25 protein-coding genes are annotated in these 26,026 nt (G+C 60.7%); 9 read left to right on the top strand and 16 right to left on the bottom strand.

From position 1 onward, the window contains the following. Positions 1–76: 76 nt before the first annotated feature. The 6 genes from ruvC to AD663_RS05285 form a co-directional block, all read right to left on the bottom strand. Positions 77–601, bottom strand: a complete 525-nt coding sequence (gene ruvC, locus AD663_RS05310) for a crossover junction endodeoxyribonuclease RuvC (RefSeq protein ID WP_003178595.1) — start codon at positions 599–601, stop codon at positions 77–79. 169 nt (positions 602–770) lie between these two features. After that, a complete protein-coding gene (locus AD663_RS05305) occupies positions 771–1,517 on the bottom strand; it encodes a YebC/PmpR family DNA-binding transcriptional regulator (RefSeq protein WP_003178593.1) in 747 nt (248 codons plus the stop codon). 119 nt (positions 1,518–1,636) lie between these two features. After that, on the bottom strand, positions 1,637–3,412 hold the full coding sequence (gene aspS / locus AD663_RS05300; RefSeq protein ID WP_003178591.1) for an aspartate--tRNA ligase: 1,776 nt from the start codon (positions 3,410–3,412) through the stop codon (positions 1,637–1,639). 75 nt (positions 3,413–3,487) lie between these two features. Further along, positions 3,488–3,709 carry an FmdB family zinc ribbon protein gene (locus AD663_RS05295; protein WP_003178589.1) on the bottom strand — a complete coding sequence of 74 codons (222 nt, stop codon included), beginning with the start codon at positions 3,707–3,709 and terminating at the stop codon, positions 3,488–3,490. Positions 3,710–3,824: 115 nt separating this feature from the next. Further along, entirely contained in the window at positions 3,825–4,199 is a 375-nt protein-coding gene (locus tag AD663_RS05290; protein ID WP_003178587.1) for a ribbon-helix-helix domain-containing protein, read from the bottom strand. Positions 4,200–4,404: 205 nt separating this feature from the next. Next, positions 4,405–4,878, bottom strand: a complete 474-nt coding sequence (locus tag AD663_RS05285) for a Dps family protein (protein WP_003178585.1) — start codon at positions 4,876–4,878, stop codon at positions 4,405–4,407. A gap of 396 nt (positions 4,879–5,274) precedes the next feature. Between AD663_RS05285 and AD663_RS29500 the strand changes: the two genes are divergently transcribed. Beyond that, on the top strand, positions 5,275–5,880 hold the full coding sequence (locus AD663_RS29500; RefSeq protein WP_003178583.1) for a cold-shock protein: 606 nt from the start codon (positions 5,275–5,277) through the stop codon (positions 5,878–5,880). Between the two features lie 69 nt (positions 5,881–5,949). Here the strand turns inward: AD663_RS29500 and AD663_RS05275 are convergent, their stop codons facing one another. The 3 genes from AD663_RS05275 to AD663_RS28875 form a co-directional block, all read right to left on the bottom strand. Beyond that, positions 5,950–6,156, bottom strand: a complete 207-nt coding sequence (locus tag AD663_RS05275; RefSeq protein ID WP_003178581.1) for a SlyX family protein — start codon at positions 6,154–6,156, stop codon at positions 5,950–5,952. 3 nt (positions 6,157–6,159) lie between these two features. Next, positions 6,160–6,585, bottom strand: a complete 426-nt coding sequence (locus AD663_RS05270) for an HIT domain-containing protein (RefSeq protein ID WP_003178579.1) — start codon at positions 6,583–6,585, stop codon at positions 6,160–6,162. A 95-nt stretch (positions 6,586–6,680) separates the two neighbouring features. Further along, a complete protein-coding gene (locus AD663_RS28875; protein ID WP_157062705.1) occupies positions 6,681–6,980 on the bottom strand; it encodes a hypothetical protein in 300 nt (99 codons plus the stop codon). 488 nt (positions 6,981–7,468) lie between these two features. On the opposite strand from AD663_RS28875, the gene AD663_RS05265 reads away from it, so the two are divergent. Then, positions 7,469–8,797, top strand: coding sequence for an OprD family porin (locus AD663_RS05265; RefSeq protein WP_003178578.1), 1,329 nt, complete (start codon positions 7,469–7,471; stop codon positions 8,795–8,797). Positions 8,798–8,915: 118 nt separating this feature from the next. Here AD663_RS05265 and AD663_RS05260 read toward each other — a convergent pair whose 3' ends face one another. After that, on the bottom strand, positions 8,916–9,758 hold the full coding sequence (locus AD663_RS05260; protein WP_003178576.1) for a mechanosensitive ion channel family protein: 843 nt from the start codon (positions 9,756–9,758) through the stop codon (positions 8,916–8,918). A 164-nt stretch (positions 9,759–9,922) separates the two neighbouring features. Beyond that, on the bottom strand, positions 9,923–10,402 hold the full coding sequence (locus AD663_RS05255; protein WP_053213394.1) for a YajQ family cyclic di-GMP-binding protein: 480 nt from the start codon (positions 10,400–10,402) through the stop codon (positions 9,923–9,925). 141 nt (positions 10,403–10,543) lie between these two features. On the opposite strand from AD663_RS05255, the gene AD663_RS05250 reads away from it, so the two are divergent. From AD663_RS05250 to AD663_RS05240, 3 genes are read left to right on the top strand one after another with little or no spacing between them, the layout of a single operon-like run. Beyond that, complete coding sequence (locus tag AD663_RS05250; RefSeq protein ID WP_053213393.1) at positions 10,544–11,461, top strand: putative 2-dehydropantoate 2-reductase; 918 nt, start codon at positions 10,544–10,546, stop codon at positions 11,459–11,461. Between the two features lie 47 nt (positions 11,462–11,508). Then, positions 11,509–13,545 (top strand): ATP-binding protein, encoded by a 2,037-nt coding sequence (locus AD663_RS05245; protein ID WP_003178570.1) that lies wholly within the window; start codon positions 11,509–11,511, stop codon positions 13,543–13,545. Positions 13,546–13,547: 2 nt separating this feature from the next. Further along, positions 13,548–14,129 (top strand): cob(I)yrinic acid a,c-diamide adenosyltransferase, encoded by a 582-nt coding sequence (locus AD663_RS05240; protein WP_003178568.1) that lies wholly within the window; start codon positions 13,548–13,550, stop codon positions 14,127–14,129. Positions 14,130–14,275: 146 nt separating this feature from the next. On the opposite strand, the gene AD663_RS05235 is transcribed toward AD663_RS05240, so the two are convergent. The 3 genes from AD663_RS05235 to secA form a co-directional block, all read right to left on the bottom strand. Further along, on the bottom strand, positions 14,276–15,220 hold the full coding sequence (locus tag AD663_RS05235) for a Nudix family hydrolase (RefSeq protein ID WP_053213392.1): 945 nt from the start codon (positions 15,218–15,220) through the stop codon (positions 14,276–14,278). A gap of 123 nt (positions 15,221–15,343) precedes the next feature. Continuing rightward, positions 15,344–16,561 carry a bifunctional glutamate N-acetyltransferase/amino-acid acetyltransferase ArgJ gene (gene argJ, locus AD663_RS05230; protein ID WP_053213391.1) on the bottom strand — a complete coding sequence of 406 codons (1,218 nt, stop codon included), beginning with the start codon at positions 16,559–16,561 and terminating at the stop codon, positions 15,344–15,346. Positions 16,562–16,677: 116 nt separating this feature from the next. After that, positions 16,678–19,413 carry a preprotein translocase subunit SecA gene (gene secA, locus AD663_RS05225; RefSeq protein WP_003178561.1) on the bottom strand — a complete coding sequence of 912 codons (2,736 nt, stop codon included), beginning with the start codon at positions 19,411–19,413 and terminating at the stop codon, positions 16,678–16,680. Between the two features lie 308 nt (positions 19,414–19,721). On the opposite strand from secA, the gene AD663_RS05220 reads away from it, so the two are divergent. Continuing rightward, complete coding sequence (locus AD663_RS05220; RefSeq protein WP_003178559.1) at positions 19,722–20,177, top strand: DUF721 domain-containing protein; 456 nt, start codon at positions 19,722–19,724, stop codon at positions 20,175–20,177. A 1,028-nt stretch (positions 20,178–21,205) separates the two neighbouring features. On the opposite strand, the gene AD663_RS05215 is transcribed toward AD663_RS05220, so the two are convergent. Next, positions 21,206–22,693: a helicase HerA-like domain-containing protein gene (locus AD663_RS05215; protein WP_053213390.1), complete on the bottom strand. Its 1,488-nt coding sequence runs from the start codon at positions 22,691–22,693 to the stop codon at positions 21,206–21,208. A gap of 212 nt (positions 22,694–22,905) precedes the next feature. Here AD663_RS05215 and AD663_RS05210 point away from each other — a divergent pair, with 212 nt between their 5' ends. Genes AD663_RS05210 through AD663_RS05200 form a run of 3 tightly spaced genes read left to right on the top strand, consistent with a single transcriptional unit; the run spans position 22,906 to position 25,803 of the window. Beyond that, positions 22,906–24,027, top strand: coding sequence for a glycosyltransferase family 1 protein (locus tag AD663_RS05210; RefSeq protein WP_033045930.1), 1,122 nt, complete (start codon positions 22,906–22,908; stop codon positions 24,025–24,027). 16 nt (positions 24,028–24,043) lie between these two features. After that, positions 24,044–24,811 (top strand): DUF2334 domain-containing protein, encoded by a 768-nt coding sequence (locus tag AD663_RS05205; RefSeq protein WP_033045929.1) that lies wholly within the window; start codon positions 24,044–24,046, stop codon positions 24,809–24,811. Continuing rightward, a complete protein-coding gene (locus AD663_RS05200) occupies positions 24,808–25,803 on the top strand; it encodes a lysylphosphatidylglycerol synthase transmembrane domain-containing protein (protein ID WP_053213389.1) in 996 nt (331 codons plus the stop codon). The genes AD663_RS05205 and AD663_RS05200 overlap by 4 nt, the downstream gene beginning before the upstream one ends. Positions 25,804–25,807: 4 nt before the next feature. Here the strand turns inward: AD663_RS05200 and AD663_RS29025 are convergent, their stop codons facing one another. Then, positions 25,808–25,981, bottom strand: a complete 174-nt coding sequence (locus tag AD663_RS29025) for a hypothetical protein (protein WP_003178547.1) — start codon at positions 25,979–25,981, stop codon at positions 25,808–25,810. Between the last annotated feature and the right edge of the window lie 45 nt (positions 25,982–26,026).

Genomic DNA, 26,026 nt, shown 5'->3' with positions numbered 1-26,026 from the left:
AGTAACAACCGGAGCAGGAACGCCGACAACACAGGCGTAAAAAGGCTCGGGCTCACGAGAGATTGCGCTGATGCTATCAGAGACGCAGGCGCCCGCCACGACTGCGTGCGGTTCCCAAGCCATGGGGCAACAGACTGGAACGGGTATGGGCGTGGCAAATGGCGATAGCCAGGGCGTCGGAGGCGTCGATCTGCGGTTTGCTGACCAGCTTCAACAGGTGCATCACCATCATCTGTACCTGTTCCTTGTTTGCCGCCCCGGTTCCGACGACCGCCTGCTTGACCTGGGTCGCGCTGTACTCGGCGATCTCCAGGTTTTCCTCGGCGCCGGCAACGATCGCCGCGCCCCGGGCCTGCCCCAGTTTCAGGGCAGAATCGGCATTGCGCGCCATGAAGACCTTTTCGATGCCCATAGTGACCGGACCGTAGGTCTGGATGACCTCACGCACGCCGCGATAAACAATCTGCAGGCGCTCATGCAGCTCGCCGGCACCGGTGCGGATGCAGCCGGACGCAACGTACACGCAGCCGCGCCCGGTATCACGAACCACGCCGTAGCCGGTGATGCGCGAACCGGGGTCGATGCCAAGGATTAGAGTCATAGCGCCTGCGGTTTGAAGAGGGGGTTACCTGGACATGTGGGAGCGGGCTTGCTCGCGAAGAGGGCGTCACATCCGACATGAATATCGACTGATGCACCGCATTCGCGAGCAAGCCCGCTCCCACCCTGGCAATCATGCATTTGGGTAGAACGCGTTGCACACAAGAATATCAGCCTAGCTGCTCAGCCACCGACTCCGGGATATCGGCATTGGAATAAACGTTTTGCACGTCGTCCAGGTCTTCGAGCATGTCGATCAGCTTGAGCACCTTCTCGGCGCCTTCCAGGTCCAGTTCGGCGCTGGTGGTCGGCTGCATGACGATTTCCGCATCGGCGGGCTTGAAACCGGCCGCCTCCAGGGCGTTGCGCACGGCGTAGAAGCTGGCGAACGAGGTGAACACCTCGAACGAGCCGTCGTCATGACCGATCACATCGTCGGCGTCGGCTTCCAGGGCCGCCTCCGTCAGGGCGTCCTCATCGAGGCCCGGCGCGAAGCTGATCTGCCCCTTGCGCTCGAACAAATAGGCCACCGAACCGTCGGTGCCCAAGTTGCCGCCGCACTTGCTGAAGGCGTGACGCACGGCTGCCGCGGTGCGGTTGCGGTTGTCGGTCATGCACTCGACCATCACTGCCACACCGCCCGGACCGTAACCTTCGTAGGTCAGCTCTTCGACGTTATCGGCCTCGGTCGCACCCGCGCCACGGGCGACGGCCCGGTCGATGATGTCGCGGCTCATGTTGGCACTCAACGCCTTGTCCAGGGCAAGGCGCAAGCGCGGGTTGGAACCCGGATCACCGCCACCCTGGCGTGCCGCGACCGTCAGCTCACGGATCCACTTGGTGAAGATCTTGCCTCTCTTGGCATCCTGACGTTCTTTGCGGTGCTTGATGTTCGCCCACTTGGAATGACCTGCCATAACTCGCTCCGGTTTCTCTTTGGAACATTGCCCGCCCCGCGCATGCGCAGCCGGCAACCAGAAATATCGACCCCAACGAAAAGGCGCATCCGAAGATGCGCCCTTCTCAGGTGCCGGCCTTACTCAGCCTTGGGCTGTTCACGCAGACGGATGTGCAGCTCACGCAGGGCTTTGGCATCCACCACACCCGGAGCCTGGGTCATGACATCGGCCGCGCTCTGGGTTTTCGGGAACGCGATCACTTCCCGGATCGATTGGGCGCCAGTCATCAGCATGACCAGTCGATCCAGGCCGAAGGCCAAGCCACCGTGGGGCGGCGCACCGTATTTCAGCGCATCGAGCAGGAAGCCGAACTTCTCTTCCTGCTCGGCTTCGTTGATGCCCAGCAGGCGGAACACTGCCTGTTGCATTTCCTTGCGATGGATACGGATCGAACCGCCACCCAGCTCGGTGCCGTTAAGAACCATGTCATAGGCACGGGACAGGGCGGTGGCCGGGTTGGCCTCCAGCTCTTGCGGCGAGCACTTCGGCGCGGTGAACGGGTGGTGCAACGCGGAGAAGCTGCCGTCGTCGTTTTCTTCGAACATCGGGAAGTCCACGACCCACATCGGTGCCCATTCGCACGTCAACAGCTTCAGGTCATGACCCAGCTTGATGCGCAGCGCGCCCAAGGCTTCGCTGACGATCTTGGCCTTGTCGGCGCCGAAAAACACGATATCGCCATCAACCGCGCCAACGCGGTCGAGGATTACGTTGAGGTTGGCCTCCGGGATGTTTTTCACGATCGGCGATTGCAGGCCGTCAATGCCCGCGGCGCGCTCGTTGACCTTGATGTACGCCAGGCCCTTGGCACCGTAGATGCCGACAAACTTGGTGTAATCGTCGATCTGCTTGCGCGGCATGCTGGCGCCGCCTGGAACACGCAGGGCCGCAATGCGGCATTTCGGGTCGTTGGCCGGGCCGCTGAACACCTTGAATTCAACTTCTGTAAGCTGGTCGGCCACGTCGACCAGTTCCAGCGGGTTACGCAGGTCTGGCTTATCGGAACCGTAGCGGCGCATCGCCTCTTCGAAAGTCATGTGGGGGAATTCGCCGAATTCCAGGCCCAGCACTTCCTTGAACAGGTTGCGGATCATGCCTTCGGTCAGGCCCATGATGTCTTTTTCGTCGAGGAAGCTGGTCTCGATGTCGATCTGAGTGAACTCAGGCTGACGGTCGGCACGCAGGTCTTCGTCGCGGAAGCATTTGGCGATCTGGTAGTAACGGTCGAACCCGGCCACCATCAGCAGTTGCTTGAACAGCTGCGGCGATTGCGGCAAGGCGAAGAAGCTGCCGGGGTGGGTACGGCTCGGCACCAGGTAGTCGCGGGCGCCTTCCGGGGTGGCGCGGGTCAGGATCGGCGTCTCGACGTCGAGGAAGCCGTTCTCGTCCAGGTAACGACGGATACTGGTGGTCATGCGCGAACGCAGACGCAGCTTCTCGGCCATTTCCGGGCGACGCAGATCGATGAAGCGATAGCGCAGGCGGGTTTCTTCGCCGACGTCGGAGTATTCGTTGAGCGGGAACGGCGGGGTTTCCGATTCGTTCAGAACCTCCAGCTCGTAACCCAGCACCTCGATCATGCCGGAGGCCATGTTGGCGTTGCCGGCACCGGCTGGACGCAGGCGCACCTTGCCAGTGATCTTGACCACGTATTCGCTGCGCACGCGGTCGGCGGTGGCGAAAGTTTCCGCGCGGTCCGGATCGAACACCACTTGGGCCAGGCCTTCCCGATCACGGATATCGAGGAAAATCACCCCGCCATGGTCACGGCGACGATGGACCCATCCGCAAAGAGTAATTTCCTGACCTTCCAGGCTTTCGTTCAGTTGGCCGCAATAATGGCTGCGCATCATGGTAGTGGTTTCACTTCTCGTAATTCGAAATTCGGTTGGAGGCCCTGCCCGTGCAAGAACTCGCGCGTGTTCAACTCAGTCAGCTTTGTCGCCACCGGCCAGGTTTTTCTTGGCACCGGTCTTGAAGTCGGTTTCATACCAGCCCGTGCCGCCGAGGCGGAAACCAGGCATGGACAGCATCTTTTTCAGTTCCGGCGCCTGGCAGGCAGGGCAATCGACCAGCGGTGCCGCGCTGATCTTTTGAATGGCTTCCATCTGATGACCACAGGAAGCACATTGATAGTCGTACATCGGCATGGGGTTGTCTCGGCGATCAGGTTACACGCGCAAAGGCTGGGCTTTGCGGCAAAGAGCGGGATTATATCCATTAAATGCAGCCTGTGCAGCCGTTAGACAGCACAGGCCGCTGCCATCATCGACAGGGCTCAGGGACTCGCCCTGCCGAGGAAGGCTCTACAGCCGCGACCCCGGTTTCCTTCAAGCTGTGCACCACACAGACCACTCGCACCAGGCCGCTGAAATTGCGTACGCCGCCATGACGCAGGTGCACCTCCCGGTCCACATGGGACAGTAAGGTGCTGATGGAGCAGCTGTTGAGCAGGGCCATGTCCCTGAGAATATCCCAATAGACCTGCTCCAGCCGCAGACAAGTAGCGAACCCGTTCAGGCGGATGGAACGAGCCAGGGGCCGGGCCAGCTGCATGTCGAACCCCCTGACGAACGGATCGACGTGTATGAGCGGCAAGCGCCCACGCACCGCTTCGCCGGATTCTTTTCCTTGGATCATACCGTTGACACTCCTTTGCCATACGAGCCTCTCAATTGGAACAACCAATCTGTGGCTCTATGGAAGCTCAACGGCATCGCCAGATCCAGCCGACTTTATGACCATGGACGTAGGACAAGCCAACAGCAGGCAGGCGACGAATTACGCCGTCCTACCCACGAGGCGCAGGCAATATCGCACCTCGCCACCCCATACAAAGCGCGCCTTACTGGTTTTCCAGGAGCGAGCGCAGCATCCAGGCGGTCTTTTCGTGAACCTGCATACGCTGGGTCAGCAAATCGGCTGTGGGCTCATCGCTGACCTTGTCCAATAAAGGAAAGATGCCGCGAGCGGTACGTGTCACCGCCTCCTGGCCTTCGACCAGCTGCCGGATCATGTCTTCCGCGCCCGGCACGCCCTCCTCCTCCTTAATAGAAGAAAGGCGCGCGTACACCGAATAGGCACCGGGAGCCGGGAAGCCGAGGGCGCGAATCCGCTCGGCAATTGAATCGACCGCCAGCGCCAGCTCGTTGTACTGCTCCTCGAACATCAAGTGCAGCGTCCGGAACATCGGGCCGGTAACGTTCCAGTGGAAGTTATGGGTCTTGAGGTACAGCACATAGGTGTCCGAGAGCAGGCGCGAAAGCCCGTCAACAATGGATTTGCGATCCTCTTCACTGATTCCGATATCAATAGCCATGTGGGTTGAACTCCTGACGGTGATGAATTCGACAGCGGCCACCGCAACTCTAGTGGTTTTTGCCGCCTTCGGCCTGCGACAGATCGCCGGCCCCTCCTGAACCGACAAGCCGGAACACCGGACGGTTCCGACCATCAGGGGAATTCAACACCCAATGCCTGCGCCCCTCAAGCACCAGCTGGGCGTCTTGGCCGACGAACAGCGTGGTGGGCGCCCGTAACGCGTTTGAGAAGGCCGAGGCTTTGCTGTTAAATAGGCAGTGTGTCGCTACGCCTATTTTCCCGGGCATGGCGCATAGGCTGATTCGGGTACGTGTCCAACGCCTCTCATTGTTTCGAAGCGAACCGCCCCGACCAGCTCTTCCTTGTGATCTGTCTTAACCGTGAGCCAATCAAAATGTTGAAAATCGTCCACTTGCTAATGGGCGCAGCTGCCCTGCTGCTGTCCTTCATCCCTAGCCTGGGTTCCGAAGCCACACCTTACCTGCAACACCCCGATGCGCTGTACCTGGCCTTTTTCGGCCTGCTCAACCTGACCCTCGCCCCTGTTATCCCTTACTGGAACAAAGGTCCTCGTCATCAACTGCAAAACCTCGTCAGCGTCTTGCTGGTACTGGCCGTTGCCCTGCAAACTTTGGCGCTGCTGGCACCCATGCCGGAAATCGGCGGCCAACCGGCCATTCTGTTCAGCCTGGGCGCGGCACTGCTGGCCGTCGCTCTGCACCTGGCCGTGAGCTTCTACAAGAAGTCGTCGCCAGCCGCTGCGACGCAGAACTACGACATGTCCAACCGCGATACCGGCACGGTGAAGTGGTTCAACACGTCCAAGGGGTTCGGTTTCATCTCCCGCGATTCCGGCGATGACATTTTCGTGCACTTCCGGGCGATTCGTGGCGAAGGCCACCGCGTCCTGGTGGAAGGCCAGCGCGTGGAATTCTCCGTCATGAACCGCGACAAAGGTTTGCAAGCCGAAGACGTGATCGCCGCGCTGCCGCGTCGCTGATCCGAGCGTAAAAAAACCGCGATGCAGCCTGGCTGCTCGCGGTTTTTTATTGCCTGCCCGTCGGAGCCATCAATAATGAGGGGGCGGTGCCTCTTCTTCAAAAGCCTCGAATTGCCCCGCCATGTCCTCCTGACGCTTGAGCAACGCCGCCATCTGCAGCTGCAAACGCTCGACGACCCGCTGCTGCTCCACCAGTACGTCATTCAATGCCTGGATGGTGTCATCCTGAAATGCCAGGCGGCTTTCCAGATCGGTTACTCGCTGTTCAAGGTTCATGGTTCAGCCCTCCAGAAACTTGAAATCATCGGCCAGGACCCTGCGCAACCGTTCGCGAATGGCTGCGACCTGTTCTTCATTATAAGGCCGGGCCGGATGTTTGCCCCAGACCGGCGCCGGCCAGGCGGCATCGTCATGCTTGCGAACGATGACATGCATGTGTAACTGACTGACAACGTTACCCAAGGTTGCAACGTTCAGTTTATCGGCATCGAACGAATCCTTGAGGGTCTCGGCCAACGTCGTGGTTTCCCGCCACAGCTGCAATTGACCAGCGTCATCCAACTGAAACAATTCGCTGATATCTTCCCGCCGCGGCACGAGGATGAACCACGGGTAATTGGAATCATTGGACAGCAGCAGCCGGCACAGTGGGAAATCGCCGATAGGCAATGTGTCTTGTTGCAGTCGTGGATCTAAGGCAAACACCGCGCGTACTCCTCGTTATTGATTCTGCCCGGCCCGACAGCCCGCAGGCCTGTCTCGGGCGCAGGCTTGCAGCATACCCGCGAATGCCGGTCTGATCACTGCGTACCGTCCAGGCCGAAACGGGTGATTACACGATTTTCCGAGAGCGTGGCATCAACAGGTGCAGCCTCACGCACCAACACAGCGCAAAAGACCTCGCCCAAGGCAGGAACGATCGCCTGGCGCTCAGGCTCGGCACCCGAACTGTTGGATTTTCGTACAGCTTGTAAATTTTTTGCACCAAAACAGCACAGTGAGTCTACGCTCAGTGCACAAAGCATCCGGGATTTACCCAACAGGTAGGGTGAACCGGTAACGTTTTTGGTTGTCGGGTGATGCTTTCCGGTTTCAAACACGGGAGCCGTACTCAGTCAACCCTATTTAAAACAAGGCCTTTGGAGCCCGGTTTCATGAGCTTTCACCGAGTCCACCCGTAAAATGTGAAAAAAATGTAAAAGAAATTCGGGTTTGTGCATGCTTGTTGCATTCATCCCCGCATCATCTAAAGGCCCCGCCGGAAGCGGACCCCGCAGATACTTAGAATTAAAGTGGCAAGGCTGCCCTCAGGAGCTTCAAGCGCGGTAATGACGGACTCTTTGCACCGATGCCGGAGAAAAAAAACAACATCCAAGTTGTGAATCCGATTGCGTCGGCTCAGCCAAAATGCGACATGGATCGAGCCATTGGCGACATGGTCGTAAAGAAGCTGAAAGGTTGTATGGGCAAGTATCGCCAATAGGGTCGGCGTGATATAAGTTTGCGCCGACACAAAAAGAAAGAGCCGCCCAGATAATAAAACAGGTGGGACGGCAGTACTCTTCTAAAACCAAAGGAGCAAATCACGATGCGCGTGATGAAGTGGAGCATGATCGCACTGGCCGTTGCTGCAGCAGCCAGTACTCAAATGGCTACGGCCGCACCTTTCGTAAGTGACCAGGCTGAAGCCAAAGGTTTCGTTGAAGATGCCAGCGCTAAACTGCTGCTGCGCAACTACTACTTCAACCGTGACCGCAAAGACGGCGCTACCGATCAGAAAGACTGGACCCAGGGTATCTGGGGCAACTTCAACTCCGGTTACACCCAAGGTACCGTAGGCGTCGGCGTCGATGCATTCGGTTACCTGGCAGTCAAGCTGGATGGCGGTGACGGTACTGGCGGCACTGGCAACATGAGCCGCGATGCCGATGGCGACGTCAACGACAGCCAAGGCAAGGCCGGTGCGGCAATCAAGTTCCGCGTATCCAAGACCGAGCTGAAAATCGGCGACCAACAGCCAAGCACTGCTCCAGTGTTCGCTGTAGGTGGTTCCCGCGTCCTGCCTCAATCTGCCAGCGGTTTCCAACTGCAGAGCAGCGAAGTCAAAGACCTTGACCTCGAAGCCGGCCACTTCTACTCGGCAACCAGCCAGGACCGCAACGCTCGCAATGGCGGCCTGTTTGCAACCTACGCTGGTGTAGAAGCCAACACCATCGACTACGCTGGCGGCAAATATGCATTCAGCGACAACCTGAGCGCATCGATCTATGGCGCCCAGTTGGAAGACATCTGGAACCAGTACTACGGCAACCTGAACTACACCATCCCAATGGGTGGCGATCAGTCGTTGAACCTGGACGGTAACATCTACCGCACCACTGACACCGGCAGCTCCAAGGCCGGCGACATCAGCAACACCGCGTTCTCCCTGGCAGCTGCTTTCTCGTTCCTGAAAGCGCACACCATCACCGTAGCCTTCCAGAAAATCAACGGCGACACGCCGTTCGACTACATCGGCGTGGGCACGAACAACCGTGGTGGCGACTCGATCTTCCTCGCCAACTCCATCCAGTACTCTGACTTCAACGCCCCTGGCGAGAAGTCTGCCCAGATCCGTTACGATCTGAAAATGGCTGAGTATGGCGTTCCTGGTCTGAGCTTCATGACCCGTTACGTCAAAGGTTGGGACATCGACGGCACCAACACTCCAGCAGGCAGCCCTTACGCTGGTCTGTACGGTGAAGATGGCAAGCACAACGAAACCAACTTCGAAGCCAAATATGTTGTTCAGTCTGGCCCGGCAAAAGATCTTTCCTTCCGTGTTCGTCAAGCCTGGCACTACGCTAACGCTGATGAAGGCGAAGGCGATATCAAAGAGTTCCGCCTGATCGTCGACTACCCGATTTCGGTTCTGTAATTGCCGAAGCTTAGTTCGCGGTAATCAAAAAAAGGCCCATCTTCGGATGGGCCTTTTTTGTTGAATCAACTTTTTACGCAACGCCTGACTTTAAAGTCAAACAACAACCGATCGAGCGTTAAGCCAACGTAGATTCCTGAACCACCCGAATCACTCGCTGTGGAAACGGGATATCGATGCCCGCATCCTTCAAACGATCCCGCGCCTGTTCATTCAGCATGAACATGACACTCCAGTAGTCCGCCGTCTTGACCCAAATACGCAGCGACACCGTGATGGAACTGTCGCCCAAGGTGGAAATCACCGCCTCAGGTGCCGGATCGGCCAGCACGCGCTCATCCTTGGCCAGCGCCAACAGTACTTCCCGGGCCTTTTGCAGGTCGGCCTGATAATCCACGCCCACATCGAACACGACCTTGCGAGTCGGTTGGCGATTGGTGTTGGTGATGATGCCGTTCGACAGGTTGCCGTTGGGCACGATGACGGTCTTGTTGTCACCGGTACGCAACACCGTGTGAAAGATCTGGATGCTATCGACCGTACCGGCTACGCCTTGGGCTTCGATCCAGTCACCGATGCGAAACGGGCGGAACAGCAGGATCAGCACGCCGCCAGCGAAGTTCGCCAGACTGCCCTGCAATGCCAGGCCAATTGCCAGGCCTGCTGCACCGATGGCGGCAACGAACGAGGTGGTTTCCACACCGATCATCGACGCGACGCTGACGATCAGCAGTATTTTCAGAATGATGTTCGCCAGAGTACTGATAAACCCCTGCAACGCGAGGTCAGCATTGCGCAGGGCCAGCAAAGCGCCCAGTTTCTGCGTCACCTTGTTGATCAACCACCAGCCGACGGCCAGGGTGATGATCGCCAGCAGCACCCGGCTGCCGTATTCCATAATCATCGGGATCCAGGCTTGGGAAACCTTGACCAGGTTGTCCACTTCAGCATTCAAGTCCATCGTTATCTCCTATTCCTGTCACCACTAAAAGACCTGCAGAGGCACATTGTGGCGAGGGAGCTTGCTCCCGCTGGCTGCGTAGCAGCCCCTTATAGGTGGGCACTTCACTTCGCACCCAAGCGGGAGCAAGCTCCCTCGCCACAGGCCTCCATACAACTGAAGGATCAGTCGCGGAAGTTATTGAACTGCAGCGGCATGCCGAATTCCTTGCCCCGCAGCGCCGCGATGGCTTCCTGCAGGTCGTCACGCTTCTTGCCAGTGACTCGCACCTGTTCGCCCTGGACGGCAGCCTGCACCTTGAGCTTGGCGTCCTTGATGTGAGCGACGATTTTCTTCGCCAGCTCCTTATCGATGCCTTCCTTGAGCACAGCTTCCTGCTTCATCAGCTTGCCCGAGGCATAAGCGTCCTTGACCTCGAGGCACTGCACGTCGATCTTGCGCTTGACCAGCGCCAACTTGAGGATCTCGATCATCGCCTCGAGCTGGAACTCGGCCTCGGCGGTCAGATTGACGGTCAGTTCCTTGAACTCGAAACTGCCCTTGCCCTTGAGGTCATAACGACGGTCGAGTTCCTTGACGGCATTTTCAACCGCGTTGGTGACTTCGTGCTTGTCCAGTTCGGATACCACGTCGAATGACGGCATGTAGTGTTCTCCAAATAAAAAGGCGCGCCAGTACAAAGGCGCGCGCTTGGCTTGTGGTTAAAATCGGGCTCATTATAACGGGTCTTTTCCCGCCGATACTGCGAGCCCTGAGATGCCTGCGCCAATCCGAGCAAAAAACTGATGTCTACGACCTGGCATGTCCTGGGGGCCGGCAGCCTCGGCACGTTGTGGGCCGCGCGCCTGGCCCGGGCCGGTTTACCGGTGCGCCTGGTGCTGCGCAACGAGGAGCGCCTACAGGCCTATCGAGCCGTCGGCGGATTGACCCTGGTGGAACAGGGCCAGGCGCAATGCTACCCGGTACCTGGCGAAACGGCCCACAGCCCGGAACCGATCAAGCGCCTGCTACTGGCGTGCAAAGCCTACGACGCGGTGGCGGCGGTCAGTTCGGTGGCCCATCGACTGAGCGCCGATTCGGAGCTGATCCTGTTGCAGAACGGTCTCGGCAGCCAGGACGCCGTGGCCCAGTGCGCGCCCCTGGCCCGCTGCATCAGCGCCTCGAGCACTGAAGGTGCGTTCCGCGACGGTGATTGGCGCGTGGTGTTCGCCGGCCATGGCTTTACCTGGCTCGGCGACCCCGCCCATCCGGTGGCGCCGTTCTGGCTGGACGACCTGGCCATCGCCGGCATCCCTCATGAATGGAGCGCCGATATCCTCACCCGTCTCTGGCGAAAGCTGGCGCTCAACTGTGCGATCAATCCCCTGACCGTACTGCACCATTGCAACAACGGCGGCTTGCAGGCACATCGCTGCGAAGTGGCTACTTTGTGCGCAGAACTCACCGACCTGCTCGAACGCTGCGGCCAACCCTCGGCGGCCGAAGATCTACAACCCGAAGTGGAGCGGGTGATCCAGGCCACCGCCGTCAATTACTCCTCGATGTACCAGGATGTCAGCCATCGGCGCCGTACCGAGATCAGCTACCTGCTCGGCCATGCCTGCAAGGCCGCGAGACGACATGAGCTGGCGGTGCCACACTTGGAACAAGTGCGACAGCGACTGATCGCCCACCTGGAAAACCTTGGATTGCCCAGCGACTGACCAGCGGCTACGCTGGCCCTCGTGTTCCTTTTTTAGCGACGAGTCTGATGCCATTGCGCCAGCGCCTTGAAAACCTCCCGGTCGGCCAGAAACTTTTAGCCGCCCTGTTGGTGTTATTGACCACTGTCCTGCTGGTGGCCAACCTGACCTTTATCAGCGCCGCCTACTACATCTCCCAGGAAAGCATGGCGCCCCAAGCTCTGCAAACCATCGGCCGGCTGGTGGCCAACCCGAGCCTGATCTCCGATGCCCTGCAATCGCCACAGAGCGCCAAACGCCTGCTCGACGAACTCAACAGCTACGCACCGCTGCGGGCGGCGGCGCTGTATGACGGCCAGGGCGAACGTCTCGCGCAATTGCAGCATGCCGAAAAACTCAAGCTGCCGGACCATTTCCGGCACTTGCAGGCCTGGCAGGCCAGCGAGTTCCGCAGCAACCAGGTCATTACCCTGCCCCGCCCCGGTACCGAGCCCGGCCATCTCTTGCTGGTGGCCAGCAGCGAACTGCCGACAGCGTTCTATACCGGCACCCTGACCGCCAGCCTTGGCATCCTGATTTTCAGCGTGCTGCTGTGGCTGGTCATCGCACAGCAGATCAAGCGGCTGATCACCCAGCCGATTCACCAGCTCGAAGAACTCTCACGCCAGGTCACCCGTGAGGAGAACTACGCCCTGCGCGCTGCTCGCGGCAATCACGATGAAATCGGCAGCCTGGCCGAAGCATTCAATACCATGCTGTCGCGGATCGAAGCCCGGGAGCAGCAACTCAAACGTGCGCGGGACGACTCCCAGGCGGCCTATGACCAGGCCCAGGGCCTGGCGGAAGAAACCCGCCACACCAACCGCAAGCTGGAACTGGAAGTCCAGGTGCGCAGCAAGATCGAGAAAAAGCTCACCGGATTCCAGAACTACCTCAACAGCATCATCGACTCCATGCCCTCGGCGCTGATCGCTCTCGACGAACAGCTCTACGTCACCCAGTGGAACCAGGAAGCCAGCGCCCTCTCCGGCACGCGCCTGGACGAGGCCCTGAACCAGCCGATCTTCCTTGCCTTCGAACCACTCAAGCCGTACCTGCCACAGCTCAAGCAGACCGTCGAGCAGCATACCGTCGCCAAGATCGAACGCGTCACCTGGACCAAGGACGACGAGGCCCGGCACTACGCCCTGACGTTTTACCCCTTGATGGGCGGCGCCGGGCGTGGCGTGGTGATCCGCATCGATGACATCACCCAGCGTCTTTCATTGGAAGAAATGATGGTGCAATCGGAGAAAATGCTCTCGGTCGGCGGCCTCGCGGCAGGCATGGCCCATGAGATCAACAACCCGCTGGGCGCCATCCTGCACAACGTGCAGAACATCCGTCGACGCCTGTCCCCGGAACTGCCCCGCAATCTCGAACAAGCCGAGCAATTGGGCATCGCCCTGGAAGAGGTCAATCGTTACCTTCAGGGCCGGGAAATTCCACAGCTGCTCGATGGCATCCAGCAAGCCGGTGCCCGGGCGGCGAAGATCGTCACCCACATGCTCAGCTTCAGCCGCCGCAGCACCCGGCAAATGGCGCCTTGCGATTTGCCGGCGCTGATCGACCAGGCCGTGGAAATCGCCGGCAATGACTTTGATCTGGCGATCGGTTTCGACTTCAAAGGCCAGGCGATCATCCGCCAGTTCGACCCGAACCTGGGCCCGGTGCCCGGCACGGCGAACGAGCTGGAGCAAGTGCTGCTCAACCTGCTGAAGAACGCCGCCCAGGCGATCCACCAGCGCCAGGACGATGGCGAACCCGGGCGCATTATCCTGCGCACGCGGTTGAATCCGCCGTGGGCGGAAATCCAGGTCGAAGACAACGGTATCGGCATGAGCGAGAACGTACGCAAGCGGACCTTCGAGCCGTTCTTCACCACCAAGGAAATCGGCCAAGGCACCGGCCTGGGATTGTCGGTTTCGTATTTCATCATCACCAACAACCACAAGGGCCAGATGGAAGTCCAGTCGGCGCCGGGCCAAGGCACCTGCTTCACCTTGCGCCTGCCCTTGGCGGGCACTTCAATCGTGCCGCAGGAAAACAAGCAATTGGAGCGTTGAACATGGGCTTTCGCCTGTCGAAGATTTACACCCGCACCGGCGACAAAGGTGAAACCGGGCTGGGCGATGGTCGCCGCGTGGCGAAGGACCATCCACGGGTCGAGGCCATTGGTGAGGTGGATACGTTGAACAGCCAGCTGGGTTTGCTGCTGGCTGGCCTCGCCGCTGAAACAACTCAATACCCGGCATTGCAGGAGATCAGCGAGGTGTTGGCACCGTGTCAGCATCGGCTGTTCGACCTGGGCGGCGAACTGGCGATGCCGGCCTACCAGGCGCTAAACATGGCGGAAGTCGAGCGGCTGGAAGCGGCAATCGACGTGTGGAACGAGGAGCTGGGGCCGCTGGAGAATTTCATCTTGCCCGGTGGCTCGTCCCTGATCGCCCAGGCTCATGTCTGCCGCAGCCTGGCCCGCAGCGCCGAGCGGCGTTGCCAACAGTTGAATGCGGTGGAACCACTGGAAGGACCGGGGCTGGCCTACATCAATCGGTTATCGGATCTGCTGTTCGTAGCGGCGCGGGTCATTGCCCGGCGACAAGGAATAGCCGAGGTGCTTTGGGAGGCGGCTGCCAAGCCTGAGGTTTGAACCGGGAACTGTATTGCCTGACAGACCGTATTCGCGAGCAAGCCCGCTCCCACAGGGGATCTATTTCGTACACAAAGTCTGTGTCCGCTGATGACTCATGTGGGAGCGGGCTTGCTCGCGAAGGGGTCAGCAGCCACACCCCAGAATCAAACCCCAGGCCAAAACGCCCGAATCCCCGCCACGCCTTGCGCCCCCGCTTCCCAAGCCTGCTGCCGCTCACCAGGCCCCACCCCACCTAACAGATAAACCGGCCGATTGAAGCCCTCGATCAAGCGCGCAGCCTCGGCCCAGCCCAACGGCTGGGCGTCGGGATGGGTCTCGGTCGGTTGGACCGGTGACAGGGTCACGAAGTCCACGTCCATCTGTTGCGCCAGGGACAGCTCCTCGACGCTGTGGCAAGACGCGGCCAACCAGCGGTCCTTGCCAAATGGTCGACCGGCCGCCGCATGCTTGCGCAATTGCGCGGCGGTGATGTGCCAGCCGGCGGAAGGGAAATCCCCCAGCCATTCGAACGGCCCCTTGAGCATCAATTGGGCCTTGCCGGCACACAACCCCACCGCGTCCACCGCCAGGTCGCGGTATTGCGGGTCGTAGCCGTTGGGGGCACGCAGCTGGAGCAACTTGATCCCGCCAGCGATGGCCTTCTGCATGCCGCGCAACAAAGCAGGGGTTTCGAGGCCTTCCGGCGTAATCAGGTATTCGCCCGGCAGACGAGCCGCCGCGACAATCGGCTGGTTGGCCGCCGGAAATTCATAGCTCGTCAGGTCGCGGGCCGTGACCCAGGCCAGCGGTTGCCCTTCGGCACCATGGGGCTCGCCGGTGAATGTCGAGACCTCCCAGACATCCAGCAACACCTGTTTGTCCGGGTAATCGTGGCGCACCTTGATCAGCGGCCGGGCGACGCCGACGACAATGCCCAACTCTTCATGAAGCTCACGGGCCAGGGCGGTCTCGACGGACTCATCGGCCTCGACCTTGCCGCCGGGAAACTCCCACAAGCCGCCCTGGTGCTGGGTATCGGCCCGTCGGGCGATCAGGATTTTGCCGGCGGCGTCACGAATGACCGCCGCCGCTACGTGTATTCGTTTCACCGTGCAATTCCTCCAGGCCGGTGGTGGCTGTCCTGGCCCCATCGCGAGCAAGCTCGCTCCCACAGGTGATCATCATTGTGGGGGCGAGCTTGCTCGCGATGGACGCCACTCGATCCCGAACCGTTAAGTCCGATACTCGGCGTTGATCTTCACGTACTCGTGGGACAGGTCGGTGGTCCAGATGGTTTCGCTGCAATCACCCCGTCCAAGTTCGATGCGGATAGTGATTTCTTCCTGTTGCATCACCGCCGCCCCCTGGGCCTCGGTGTAGGTCGCAGCGCGGGCGCCTTCACTGGCGATGCAGACTTCACCGAGGAAGACATCGATCTTGCTCACGTCCAGCTCAGGCACGCCGGCCCGGCCCACGGCAGCGAGAATCCGGCCCCAGTTCGGATCGGAGGCGAACAGTGCGGTCTTGATCAGCGGCGAGTGCGCCACGGTGTAGCCGACGTCCAGGCATTCCTGATGATTGCCACCGCCGTTGACCTGCACAGTCACGAACTTGGTCGCGCCTTCGCCGTCACGGACGATGGCCTGGGCCACTTCCATGCACACCTCGAAAACCGCCTGCTTCAGCGCTGCGAACAGCGGGCCGCTGGCTTCGGTGATCTCTGGCAGGTTGGCCTTGCCGGTGGCGATCAGCATGCAGCAGTCGTTGGTGGAGGTATCGCCGTCGATGGTGATGCGGTTGAACGACTTGTTGGCACCGTCAAGCATCAGGTCCTGCAACACCTGGCGGGAAACCTTGGCGTCGGTGGCGATGTAGCCCAGCATGGTCGCCATGTTCGGGCGGATCATCCCGGCGCCTTTGCTGATACCGGTCACAGTCACGGTTACGCCGTCGTGCTGGAACTGGCGGCTCGCGCCCTTGGGCAGGGTGTCGGTGGTCATGATGCCGGTGGCGGCCGCGGCCCAGTTGTTTTCCGACAGGTCGTCGAGCGCGGCTTGCAGCGCGCCTTCGATTTTCTCGACGGGCAGCGGCTCGCCGATCACGCCGGTGGAGTACGGCAGCACTTGGCTGGCGCCGACACCGGTCAGCTCGGCCAGCTTGGCGCAGGTGCGCTCGGCGGCGGCCAGGCCAGGTGCGCCGGTGCCGGCGTTGGCGTTACCGGTGTTGGTCAGCAGGTAGCGCACCGGCCCTTGCACACGCTGCTTGGCAAGGATCACCGGCGCGGCGCAGAAAGCGTTGAGGGTGAACACGCCCGCCACCGTCGAGCCTTCGGCGCAACGCATGACCACGACATCCTTGCGCCCGGGGCGCTTGATGCCCGCCGAAGCGATACCAAGTTCAAAACCGGCAACCGGGTGCAACGTTGGCAACGGACCAAGACCAACAGCCATGAATGCGCTCCTTAAATAGATGTATATCGGCACCGTTTTTATCGGAACGGTGGATCAAAATGGCAAAACGCCGCGAGGGTTGGTCGCGGCGCGGGTCGTTCTGCGTTGAAACGGGGTTACTGGATCTGCCCGTGGCAATGCTTGTATTTCTTGCCCGAACCGCAATAGCACAGTTCGTTACGGCCCAGCTTCTGTTCGTTACGCACCGGCGCGGTAGCCAAGGCCACATCCACGTCTACGCCCTCTTCGGCGACCACTTCCAGGCCTGGCGCTTCGGCATGTTCGAACTGCATCCGCGCGGCCAAGGCTTCGGCCTCCTGGCGCAGGCGAGCTTCTTCTTCGGCCGGGTCTTCGCGGCGAACCTGAACGTGGGACAGCACACGGATCGAGTCGCGCTTGATCGAATCCAGCAGCTCGGAGAACAGCGTGTAGGACTCGCGCTTGTACTCCTGCTTCGGGTTCTTCTGGGCGTAGCCGCGCAAGTGGATACCGTGACGCAGGTGATCCATGGTCGACAGGTGGTCTTTCCACAGGTCGTCCAGGACTCGCAGCACAATCTGCTTCTCGAAGGAGCGCAGCGCTTCGGCGCCGGCCTGGTCTTCTTTCTCGTTGTACGCGGCGATCAGTTCGGCCAGCAATTTCTCGCGTAGGGTTTCTTCGTACAGGTGGTCGTCTTCGTCGAGCCATTTCTGGATCGGCAATGCCACGCCGAAGTCGCTCTGCAACGCGGCCTCCAGACCGGCCACATCCCACTGCTCGGGCAGCGACTGCGGCGGAATGTGCGCACTGACGGTGGCGTTGAGCACATCCTGGCGGAAATCGGCGATGGTTTCGCCGATGTTGTCGGCGGCCAACAAACTGTTACGCATGTGATAGATCACTTTGCGCTGTTCGTTGTTGACGTCGTCGAATTCCAGCAATTGCTTGCGGATATCGAAGTTGCGGCCTTCGACCTTGCGCTGGGCTTTTTCGATGGCGTTGGTCACCATGCGGTGCTCGATCGCCTCGCCTGGCTGCATGCCCAGGGCCTTCATGAAGTTCTTCACCCGGTCAGAGGCGAAGATGCGCATCAGGCTGTCTTCCAGGGACAGGTAGAAACGGCTGGAACCGGCATCGCCCTGGCGACCGGCACGGCCACGCAACTGGTTGTCGATACGACGCGATTCGTGGCGCTCGGATGCGATCACCTGCAAGCCGCCCGACTCGAGCACTTGCTGGTGGCGCTTCTGCCAGTCGGCCTTGATCTGTGCGATCTGCTCGGGGGTCGGGTTTTCCAGGCTGGCGACTTCCACTTCCCAGTTGCCGCCCAGCAGGATGTCGGTACCCCGACCGGCCATGTTGGTGGCGATGGTCAGCGCACCCGGGCGACCGGCCTGGGCGATGATCTCGGCTTCTTTTTCGTGGAACTTGGCGTTGAGGACCTTGTGCTCGATGCCTTCCTTGTTCAACAAGGCGGACATGTGCTCGGAGGTCTCGATGGTGGCGGTACCCACCAGGATCGGCCGGCCCTGGGCCATGCCTTCCTTGATGTCATTGATGATCGCCGCGTATTTCTCTTCGGCGGTCAGGAACACCAGGTCGTTGTAGTCCTTGCGAGCCAGCGGCTTGTTCGGCGGAATCACCACCACTTGCAGGCCGTAGATCTGGTGGAACTCGAACGCTTCGGTGTCGGCGGTACCGGTCATGCCGGACAGTTTGTTGTACAGGCGGAAGTAGTTCTGGAACGTGGTCGAGGCCAGGGTCTGGCTCTCGGCCTGGATGTTCAGGCCTTCCTTGGCTTCGATGGCCTGGTGCAAGCCTTCGGACAGGCGACGGCCCGGCATGGTACGGCCGGTGTGCTCGTCCACCAGCACGACCTGGCCATCCTGCACGATGTATTCGACGTTGCGATGGAACAGCTTGTGGGCACGCAGGCCGGCATAGACGTGGGTCAACAGGCCCAGGTTATGGGCCGAGTACAGGCTCTCGCCCTCGGCCAGCAGGCCGACGCGGGTGAGCACTTCCTCGATGAACTGGTGACCGGCTTCGTTGAGTTCGACCTGGCGGGTCTTCTCGTCGATGGTGTAGTGACCGGCCTGGGTCACTTCGCCTTCGACTTCCTCGACGTGCAACTTGAGCTGCGGGATCAGTTTGTTGATCTCGATGTACAGCTTGGAGCTGTCCTCGGCCTGACCGGAAATGATCAGCGGGGTACGGGCTTCGTCGATGAGGATGGAGTCGACTTCGTCGATCACGGCAAAGTTGAGTTCGCGCTGGAATTTTTCTTCCATGCTGAACGCCATGTTGTCGCGCAGGTAGTCGAACCCGAATTCGTTGTTGGTGCCGTAGGTGATGTCGGCGGCGTAGGCGGCGCGCTTCTCTTCCGGCGGCTGGAACGGCGTGACGACGCCGACGGTCAGGCCGAGGAATTCATAGAGCGGACGCATCCAGTTGGCGTCGCGACGGGCCAGGTAGTCGTTGACCGTTACTACGTGCACACCCTTGCCGGACAGTGCGTTGAGGTACACGCCCAGGGTCGCCACGAGGGTCTTGCCCTCACCGGTACGCATCTCGGCGATCTTGCCTTCGTGCAAGGTCATGCCACCGATCAACTGAACGTCGAAGTGGCGCATGCCCATGATCCGCTTGCCGGCTTCACGGGCAACCGCAAAGGCTTCGGGCAGGAGCTGGTCAAGGGTTTCACCCTTGGCGATGCGGTCCTTGAATTCGGCAGTCTTGGCGCGTAACTGATCGTCCGAAAGGGCCACCATTTGCTCTTCGAAGGCATTGACAGTCTGTACCGTCTTGAGCATGCGCTTGACTTCACGCTCGTTCTTGCTTCCAAAAAGTTTCTTTAACAAAGGCGCAAACATATCGGCAGGATCTTCCACACTAAAGGGATGGAGGGCGGCCCCGTGAGTCGCCCGTGCAGCCCTCATGGCCGCATGCGAACGAGCATTCTACCCGGAAACGATGGAGAGGAAAGTGGCGTTATTCCACGATGCTGGCACAGCGCTGTGGCGGGGCTTGCATAAAATAAGGGCTTTTGCGCGAACTTCAACCCACCAGGCGCAGAAGTTACTTATCGATTGGGCAGGTAAAACGCCGCTGGGCGAGAGGGTCGAGGCGCATCCGGCGCTTTCTGCTACCATGGCGCCTCTGTCATTTGCGGTATTAGTTCATGGCCTTCCGCCCTCTTCCAGCCAAGGCACCCGCCGTTCTGCTGCGCGAAGCCAAGCCGCTCAAAGCCATCTTCGGCCACGCCAAGCGCCTGGGCCACCTGCAACGGCTGCTGGACAGCCAACTGCAACCCGCCGCCCGTGAGCATTGCCACGTTGCGTCCTGGCGCGAAGGCAGTTTGTTGCTGATCGTCACCGATGGCCATTGGGCCACGCGTTTGCGCTATCAGCAAAAGCGTCTGTTGCGTCAATTGCAGGCCTTTGAGGAGTTTGCCAGCCTGACGCGGATTTTGTTCAAGGTGCAGCCGCCTACGGTGCAGGTGGGCGTCAAGGGACACACGCTGGACCTGTCTACCGATGCGGCCGCGACCATCCAGGCTACGGCGGATGGTATTAGCGATCCTAATCTGCGGGCGGCGTTGGAGCGGTTGGCTGCGCATGCTCGGCCCAAGGATTGACCTGAGTTTCTTGGTTGGGTGTAGGACCGCTATGGGTGGGGGGTTGTAGTTTGTGTGTATATCCGTTTTTTTGGTAACGGCTGCTGGCGGTTCCGCTCTTACAGCGGCTCACTTTTGAGAAGCCTGCGCGGCCCGGCGAAAAGTAAGCAAAACGCTACATGCCCCACCACTCGGTGCCTCGCCTAGGCTCGGCATGCCCTCACTCCGGCATTGCTCCGTGGGCCCGCTGCGAAGGGCCATCCATGGCCCAGCGCAGCTATCCCGGCATCCATGCCGGGATGCCCACTCCACAATGCCTGCGTTCGGCCAGCGTGGTTAATGGGGCGCCGAGATCAACGTCCATCGCGAGGCGGCCTGATAGCCGACCTAGTTCAGGTGGGACCGCGTTCTTCCTGTGGGAGCGGGCTTGCTCGCGAAAGCGGAGGATCAGTTTGTGATGATGTTGGATGTGCCGACGCCTTCGCGGGCAAGCCCGCTCCCACAGGTTTTTGTGTCGCTTGCAAATGCTGTGAACACCCGCAACTCCATGTGCGAGCTTGCTCGCGATAGCGGTGGTTCAGCCACATAGATGCTGGAAGTGCCTTGCTCTTGCTCTTGCTCTTGCTCTTGCTCTTGCTCTTGCTCTTGCTCTTGCTCTTGCTCTTGCTCTTGCTCTTGCTCTTGCTCTTGCTCTTGCTCTTGCTCTTGCTCTTGCTCTGCTTTTGATCTTGATCTGGCCGCCCCGTTAAACCACGCTGGCCGAACGCAGACATTGCGCAGTGGGCACCTCGGCATGGATGCCGAGGTAGCCGCGCTGGACCATGGATGGTCCTTCGCGGCGGCCCACGGAGCAATGCCGGAGTGAGGGCATGCCGAGCCTAGGCGAGGCACCGAGTGGTGGGGCAAAGCGTTTTTGGTTACTTTTGGCGCTCTTCCAAAAGTGACCCGCTGTAAGAGCGGAACCGCCAGCAGCCGTCACAAAAAAAACGGATATACACACAAAATACCCCCCTGTGAACGCTATCTTGAAGGGGCTAACTCAGTCTTGCCTACCGGCGCTTGCTCCTGCCCAGCAATGACCCCATCAACCCCCGCACCAATTGCCGCCCCAACTGATTGGCCGCCTGGCGCATCGCCGATTTCAACGCCTGGCCAGCCGCCGTGCCAAGGAACTCCCCAGCCTTTTCGGTAAAACTCGGCTCTTCGCCCGCCGGTTTGCCCGGAACCACTTCGGCCTGAGGCTCCAACCCCTTACGCCCCATCAACACTTCATAGGCCGACTCGCGATCAATCGGTTTGTCATAGCGCCCCTGCAACGGCGAACTGGCGATCAGCCCGGCGCGCTCGGCCTCGCTCAGCGGCCCGATGCGCGACTGCGGTGGCGCCACCAACACGCGCTGAACCATCTCCGGCGTACCTTTTTCCTGCAAGGTGCCCACCAGGGCCTCACCGATACCCAGTTCGGTGAGCACCGCCAGGGCATCGAACTGCGGATTAGGCCGAAAACCATCCGCCACCGCCCGCAACGACTTCTGCTCCTTGGCAGTAAACGCCCGCAGGCCATGCTGGATGCGCAACCCCAACTGAGCCAGAACATCATCCGGCAAGTCGCCGGGCGACTGGGTGACGAAATACACCCCCACGCCCTTGGAGCGGATCAGCCGCACCACCTGTTCCAAACGCTCCTGCAAGGCCTTGGGCGTGCCGGCAAACAGCAGGTGCGCCTCATCGAAGAACAGCGCCAGCAGCGGTTTGTCCGCATCGCCGCGCTCGGGCAATTGCTCGAACAGTTCGGCCAGCAGCCACAGCAGGAACGTCGCGTAGACCTTCGGTGCTTCATGCACCAGGCGGCTGGCATCCAGCAAGTGAATGCGGCCACGGCCATCGCTGGCCGGTTGCAGGATGTCTTCGAGCTGCAAGGCCGGTTCGCCGAACAACGCTTCCGCGCCCTGCTGTTCCAAGGTGGACAGGCGCCGCAACAAAGCCTGGCTGGAGCCGGTGGTCATCAACGCCGCGTCATCGCCCAGCAACTCGGGGTTGTCCCTGAGGTGATTGAGCAGCGCCTTCAGGTCCTTGAGATCCAGCAGCAACAAGCCTTCGCGGTCGGCCACCTTGAAGGCGGCATACAACGCCGATTGCTGGCTGTCCGTCAGTTCAAGCAGGCTGCCGATCAGCAAGGGGCCCATTTCGCTCAATGTGGTGCGCAATGGATGACCCGATTGACCGTGGATGTCCCACAACGTCACGGGATAAGCCTGAGGCTTGTGGTTTAGCCAAGGCATGCCGGCGATCCGCTCGGCGATCTTGCCCTGGGGGTTGCCGGCGGCGCCGAGGCCGCACAGGTCGCCCTTGATGTCTGCGGCAAACACTGCCACGCCGGCATCGCTGAACATCTCGGCCAGGCGCTGCAAGGTGACGGTCTTGCCGGTACCGGTGGCACCCGCCACCAGACCATGACGGTTCGCCAGGCGCATGGCCTGGGCGACAGGCTGGCCGGCAAGGTCGGCCCCGATTATGAGTTGCGATGAGTCAGGCATTTGGTCACCTGTGAGAGTTGCGATATGACGCCATTTTGCACGCTTATATAAAAGCACGCCTGGCGCATCAAGGCCCCGGGCGCTGGAAATAAAAATGTGGCGAGGGAGCTCGCTCCCTCGCCACCTCATTTGCAGAGCCGCTACGTCACCACAACCCCAACCGAACATCTATTCTTCATAAAGGTCAACACAGGAGAACACTGACCGGAGGGATGTTCATCGTGCATATAGCGGACATAACCATGTTCTACGCCCCCGCCAGCGGAGGCGTGCGCACTTATCTGGATGCCAAGCATCGGCGCCTGGGTGATCGGCCCGGTATTCGCCATAGCCTGCTGATTCCCGGCGCACATTTGAGCGAGCACGACGGGATCTACAAGGTTCCGGCCCCTGCACTGCCGTTTGGCAAAGGCTATCGCTTCCCGCTTCGCCTGGCGCCCTGGCGTAATGTCCTGCGTGATCTACAGCCGGATCTGATCGAAGTCGGCGATCCCTACCTCACCGCATGGGCGGCGCTGGATGCCCGCCGTCAGCTCGACGTGCCCGTCATCGGTTTCTATCACTCCGACCTGCCATTGCTGGTCAGCAACCGCATGGGCAACTGGTTCACCCCCAATATCGAAGCCTATGTCAGCAAGTTGTATGGCAATTTCGACCGGGTCCTGGCGCCCAGCCAGGTCATGGCCGACAAACTGACCGGCCTGGGGGTTCGCAACGTCTATGTGCAGCCTCTGGGCGTCGACTTGCAAACCTTCAACCCCGCCGCCCGCGACCCGGAGTTGCGCGCGGAGCTGGGCATCGCCGAAGACACGCGCCTGCTGATATTTGCCGGTCGCGGCTCCAAGGAGAAAAACCTGCCGGTGCTGCTCAAGTGCATGAAGCGCCTGGGCGAGCGCTACCACTTGCTCTTGGTGGGCTCGTCGATGCCCGCCGTGGTGCCGGACAACGTCACGGTGGTCGATGAATTCTGCCCGGCGCCGCAGGTCGCCCGGCTCATGGCCAGCGCCGACGCCCTGCTGCATGCCGGCGACCAGGAAACCTTCGGCCTGGTGATTCTCGAAGCCATGGCCAGCGGCATTCCGGTGGTGGCGGTGGCGGCCGGGGCGTTCACCGAAATCGTCCATGAAGACTGCGGCTTGCTGTGCACGCCCAACAACCCCCAGGCCATGGCCAACGCCGTGCGCCAGCTCTTTTCCGAAGGCTGCCAGCGCCGCGGCATCCTGGCGCGCCGTCATGTGGAACGGCATTACGCCTGGGACTGCGTGGTCGACAGCCTGCTGGGGCATTATCACGCCGTGCTCGGCGAACAGATGCCGTTGCTGGCCAACGGTTGAGGCGAGGTCCGTGTCGATGAATCATTCGCCCACCGTATTATTGGTGTTGCACGATGTCGCGCCGCAAACCTGGCCCGATTACCAGCCTTTCGTTGAAGCCGTTGACGCCCTCGGCCATGTGCCCATGACCTGGCTGGTGGTGCCCGACTTTCACCGCACCAACGCGCTGCAAGCCCATCCCGGCTTTCGGCACCTGCTCGACAGCAGGGTCGAGCGCGGCGACGAACTGGCGCTGCATGGCTACTACCATTGCGACGATGGCCCTGCGGTCCGTCACCCCAAGGACTGGTTCATGCGCCGGGTCTATACCCATGAAGGCGAGTTCTACGGTTTGTCCGAACAAGCCGCCCTCGCCCGCCTGCGCGCTGGCATCGAAACCTTTGAGCGCTACCAATGGCCGCTGGAAGGTTTCGTCGCCCCGGCCTGGCTGATGAGCGAAGGCACGCGCCAAGCCCTGCGCCAACTGCCACTGAGCTACACCAGCGATCCCCAGCATCTTTATCGTCTGCCCGACTTCACCACCATCGATGCTCCGGGACTGGTCTGGAGCGCCCGCAGTGCCTGGCGTCGAGGCCTGTCGAAAGTCATCAGCGACCAACGTGAACAGCGCTGGCGCCAGGCGCCGGTGATTCGCCTGGGCCTGCACCCGGTGGACATGCGCCACCCGTTCTCCCGGGATTATTGGCTGCGAACCCTCGAACGCCTCCTGGAGGACGGGCGCGTGCCGATGACCAAGATCGGCTGGCTGGCGAACCAGGGCCTGCGGGTCAGCAGCGCCGCATGAAACGGCTGATCTGGCTGGGCGCCGCGCTGCTTACGGCGTTGCTGATTCCATTGTTAGTGGGCGGCGGGGAAATGTGGTCGCGGGTGCAGCGCTTTCCCTTGTCGCTGCTGCTGGCCATGCTCAGCATGATTGTCCTGTGCTGGGCCCTTAACTCGGTGCGCCTGCGCTTGTTGTTGGGCGAGCACCGTGGGCGCATCGGCGGTCTGAAAAGCCTGGGCGTGGTGATGTCCACGGAGTTCGCCATGTGCGCGACGCCCGGTGGCAGTGGCGGCCCGCTGACCTTGATGGCCCTGCTGGCGCGCAACGGCGTGCGCCCAGCCCATGGCAGCGCGGTGTTTGCCATGGACCAGTTGAGTGACCTGCTGTTTTTCCTTTGCGCCTTGGTGGGCATTCTGTTTTACGCGTTGTTCCAGAACCTCAGCCAGCGCATGGAATGGATGCTCGCCTTGAGCGCGATTTCAATGTTTGGCGGGCTGTTCGGCTGCGTGCTGGTGGCCCGCTATCACCGCCGGCTGATCCTGCTCGGGGCGCGACTGTTGCGGCATTTGCGGGTGAAGAGCACCACCCGGCGACGCTGGGGGCGCAAGATCCTGCATTTCCTGGCGGCGTTCACCGACACCTTGAAATTGCCGCGCCAGACCCTGTTCCAGGTGTTCGGCCTGACCTGCCTGCATTGGGCCTTGCGCTATAGCGTGTTGTATCTCGCACTGAAGGGACTGGGGGCGAATTTGCAGTGGGCCTGGAGTTTCCTGATCCAGATGCTGTCCTTGAGTGCGGGACAATTCAGCCTGCTGCCGGGCGGTGCCGGGGCGGCGGAGTTGACATCGGCGGCTCTGCTGGCGCCCATGGTGGGCAAATCCACAGCCGCAGCGGCCATCCTGATCTGGCGGGCGGTGACCTATTATTTTTATCTGGTGGCCGGCGGGCCGGTGTTCTTCTTGATGGTCGGACGACCGTTGATCAAGAAGCTGATCAAATTCAGGCAGGCCTGATCGATCAGCGCTTCTGTTCGGGCTCATCCTGGGGATGTAACTGTTCCCACAATTGCGCCGCATCGGGAAACTCCGTGCCGTCGTCCGGACTCAACGCGTCGGGGTCGTAGCGGCTCAGGCAGCCCTCGCCCAGGGTTGCCGGCGCTTTTGAGGTGGCTTTATCCAACGGATCGGTCATGGCTGGCCTCATGAAAAAGGGCCTGGCGATTGCTCGTCCAGGCCC

The organism is Pseudomonas sp. Q12-87, assembly GCF_001269755.1.
GTDB lineage: Bacteria > Pseudomonadota > Gammaproteobacteria > Pseudomonadales > Pseudomonadaceae > Aquipseudomonas > Aquipseudomonas fluorescens_S.
Note: the sequence above shows the minus strand (reverse complement) of the source record. Positions and strands in the feature narration are given on the sequence as shown.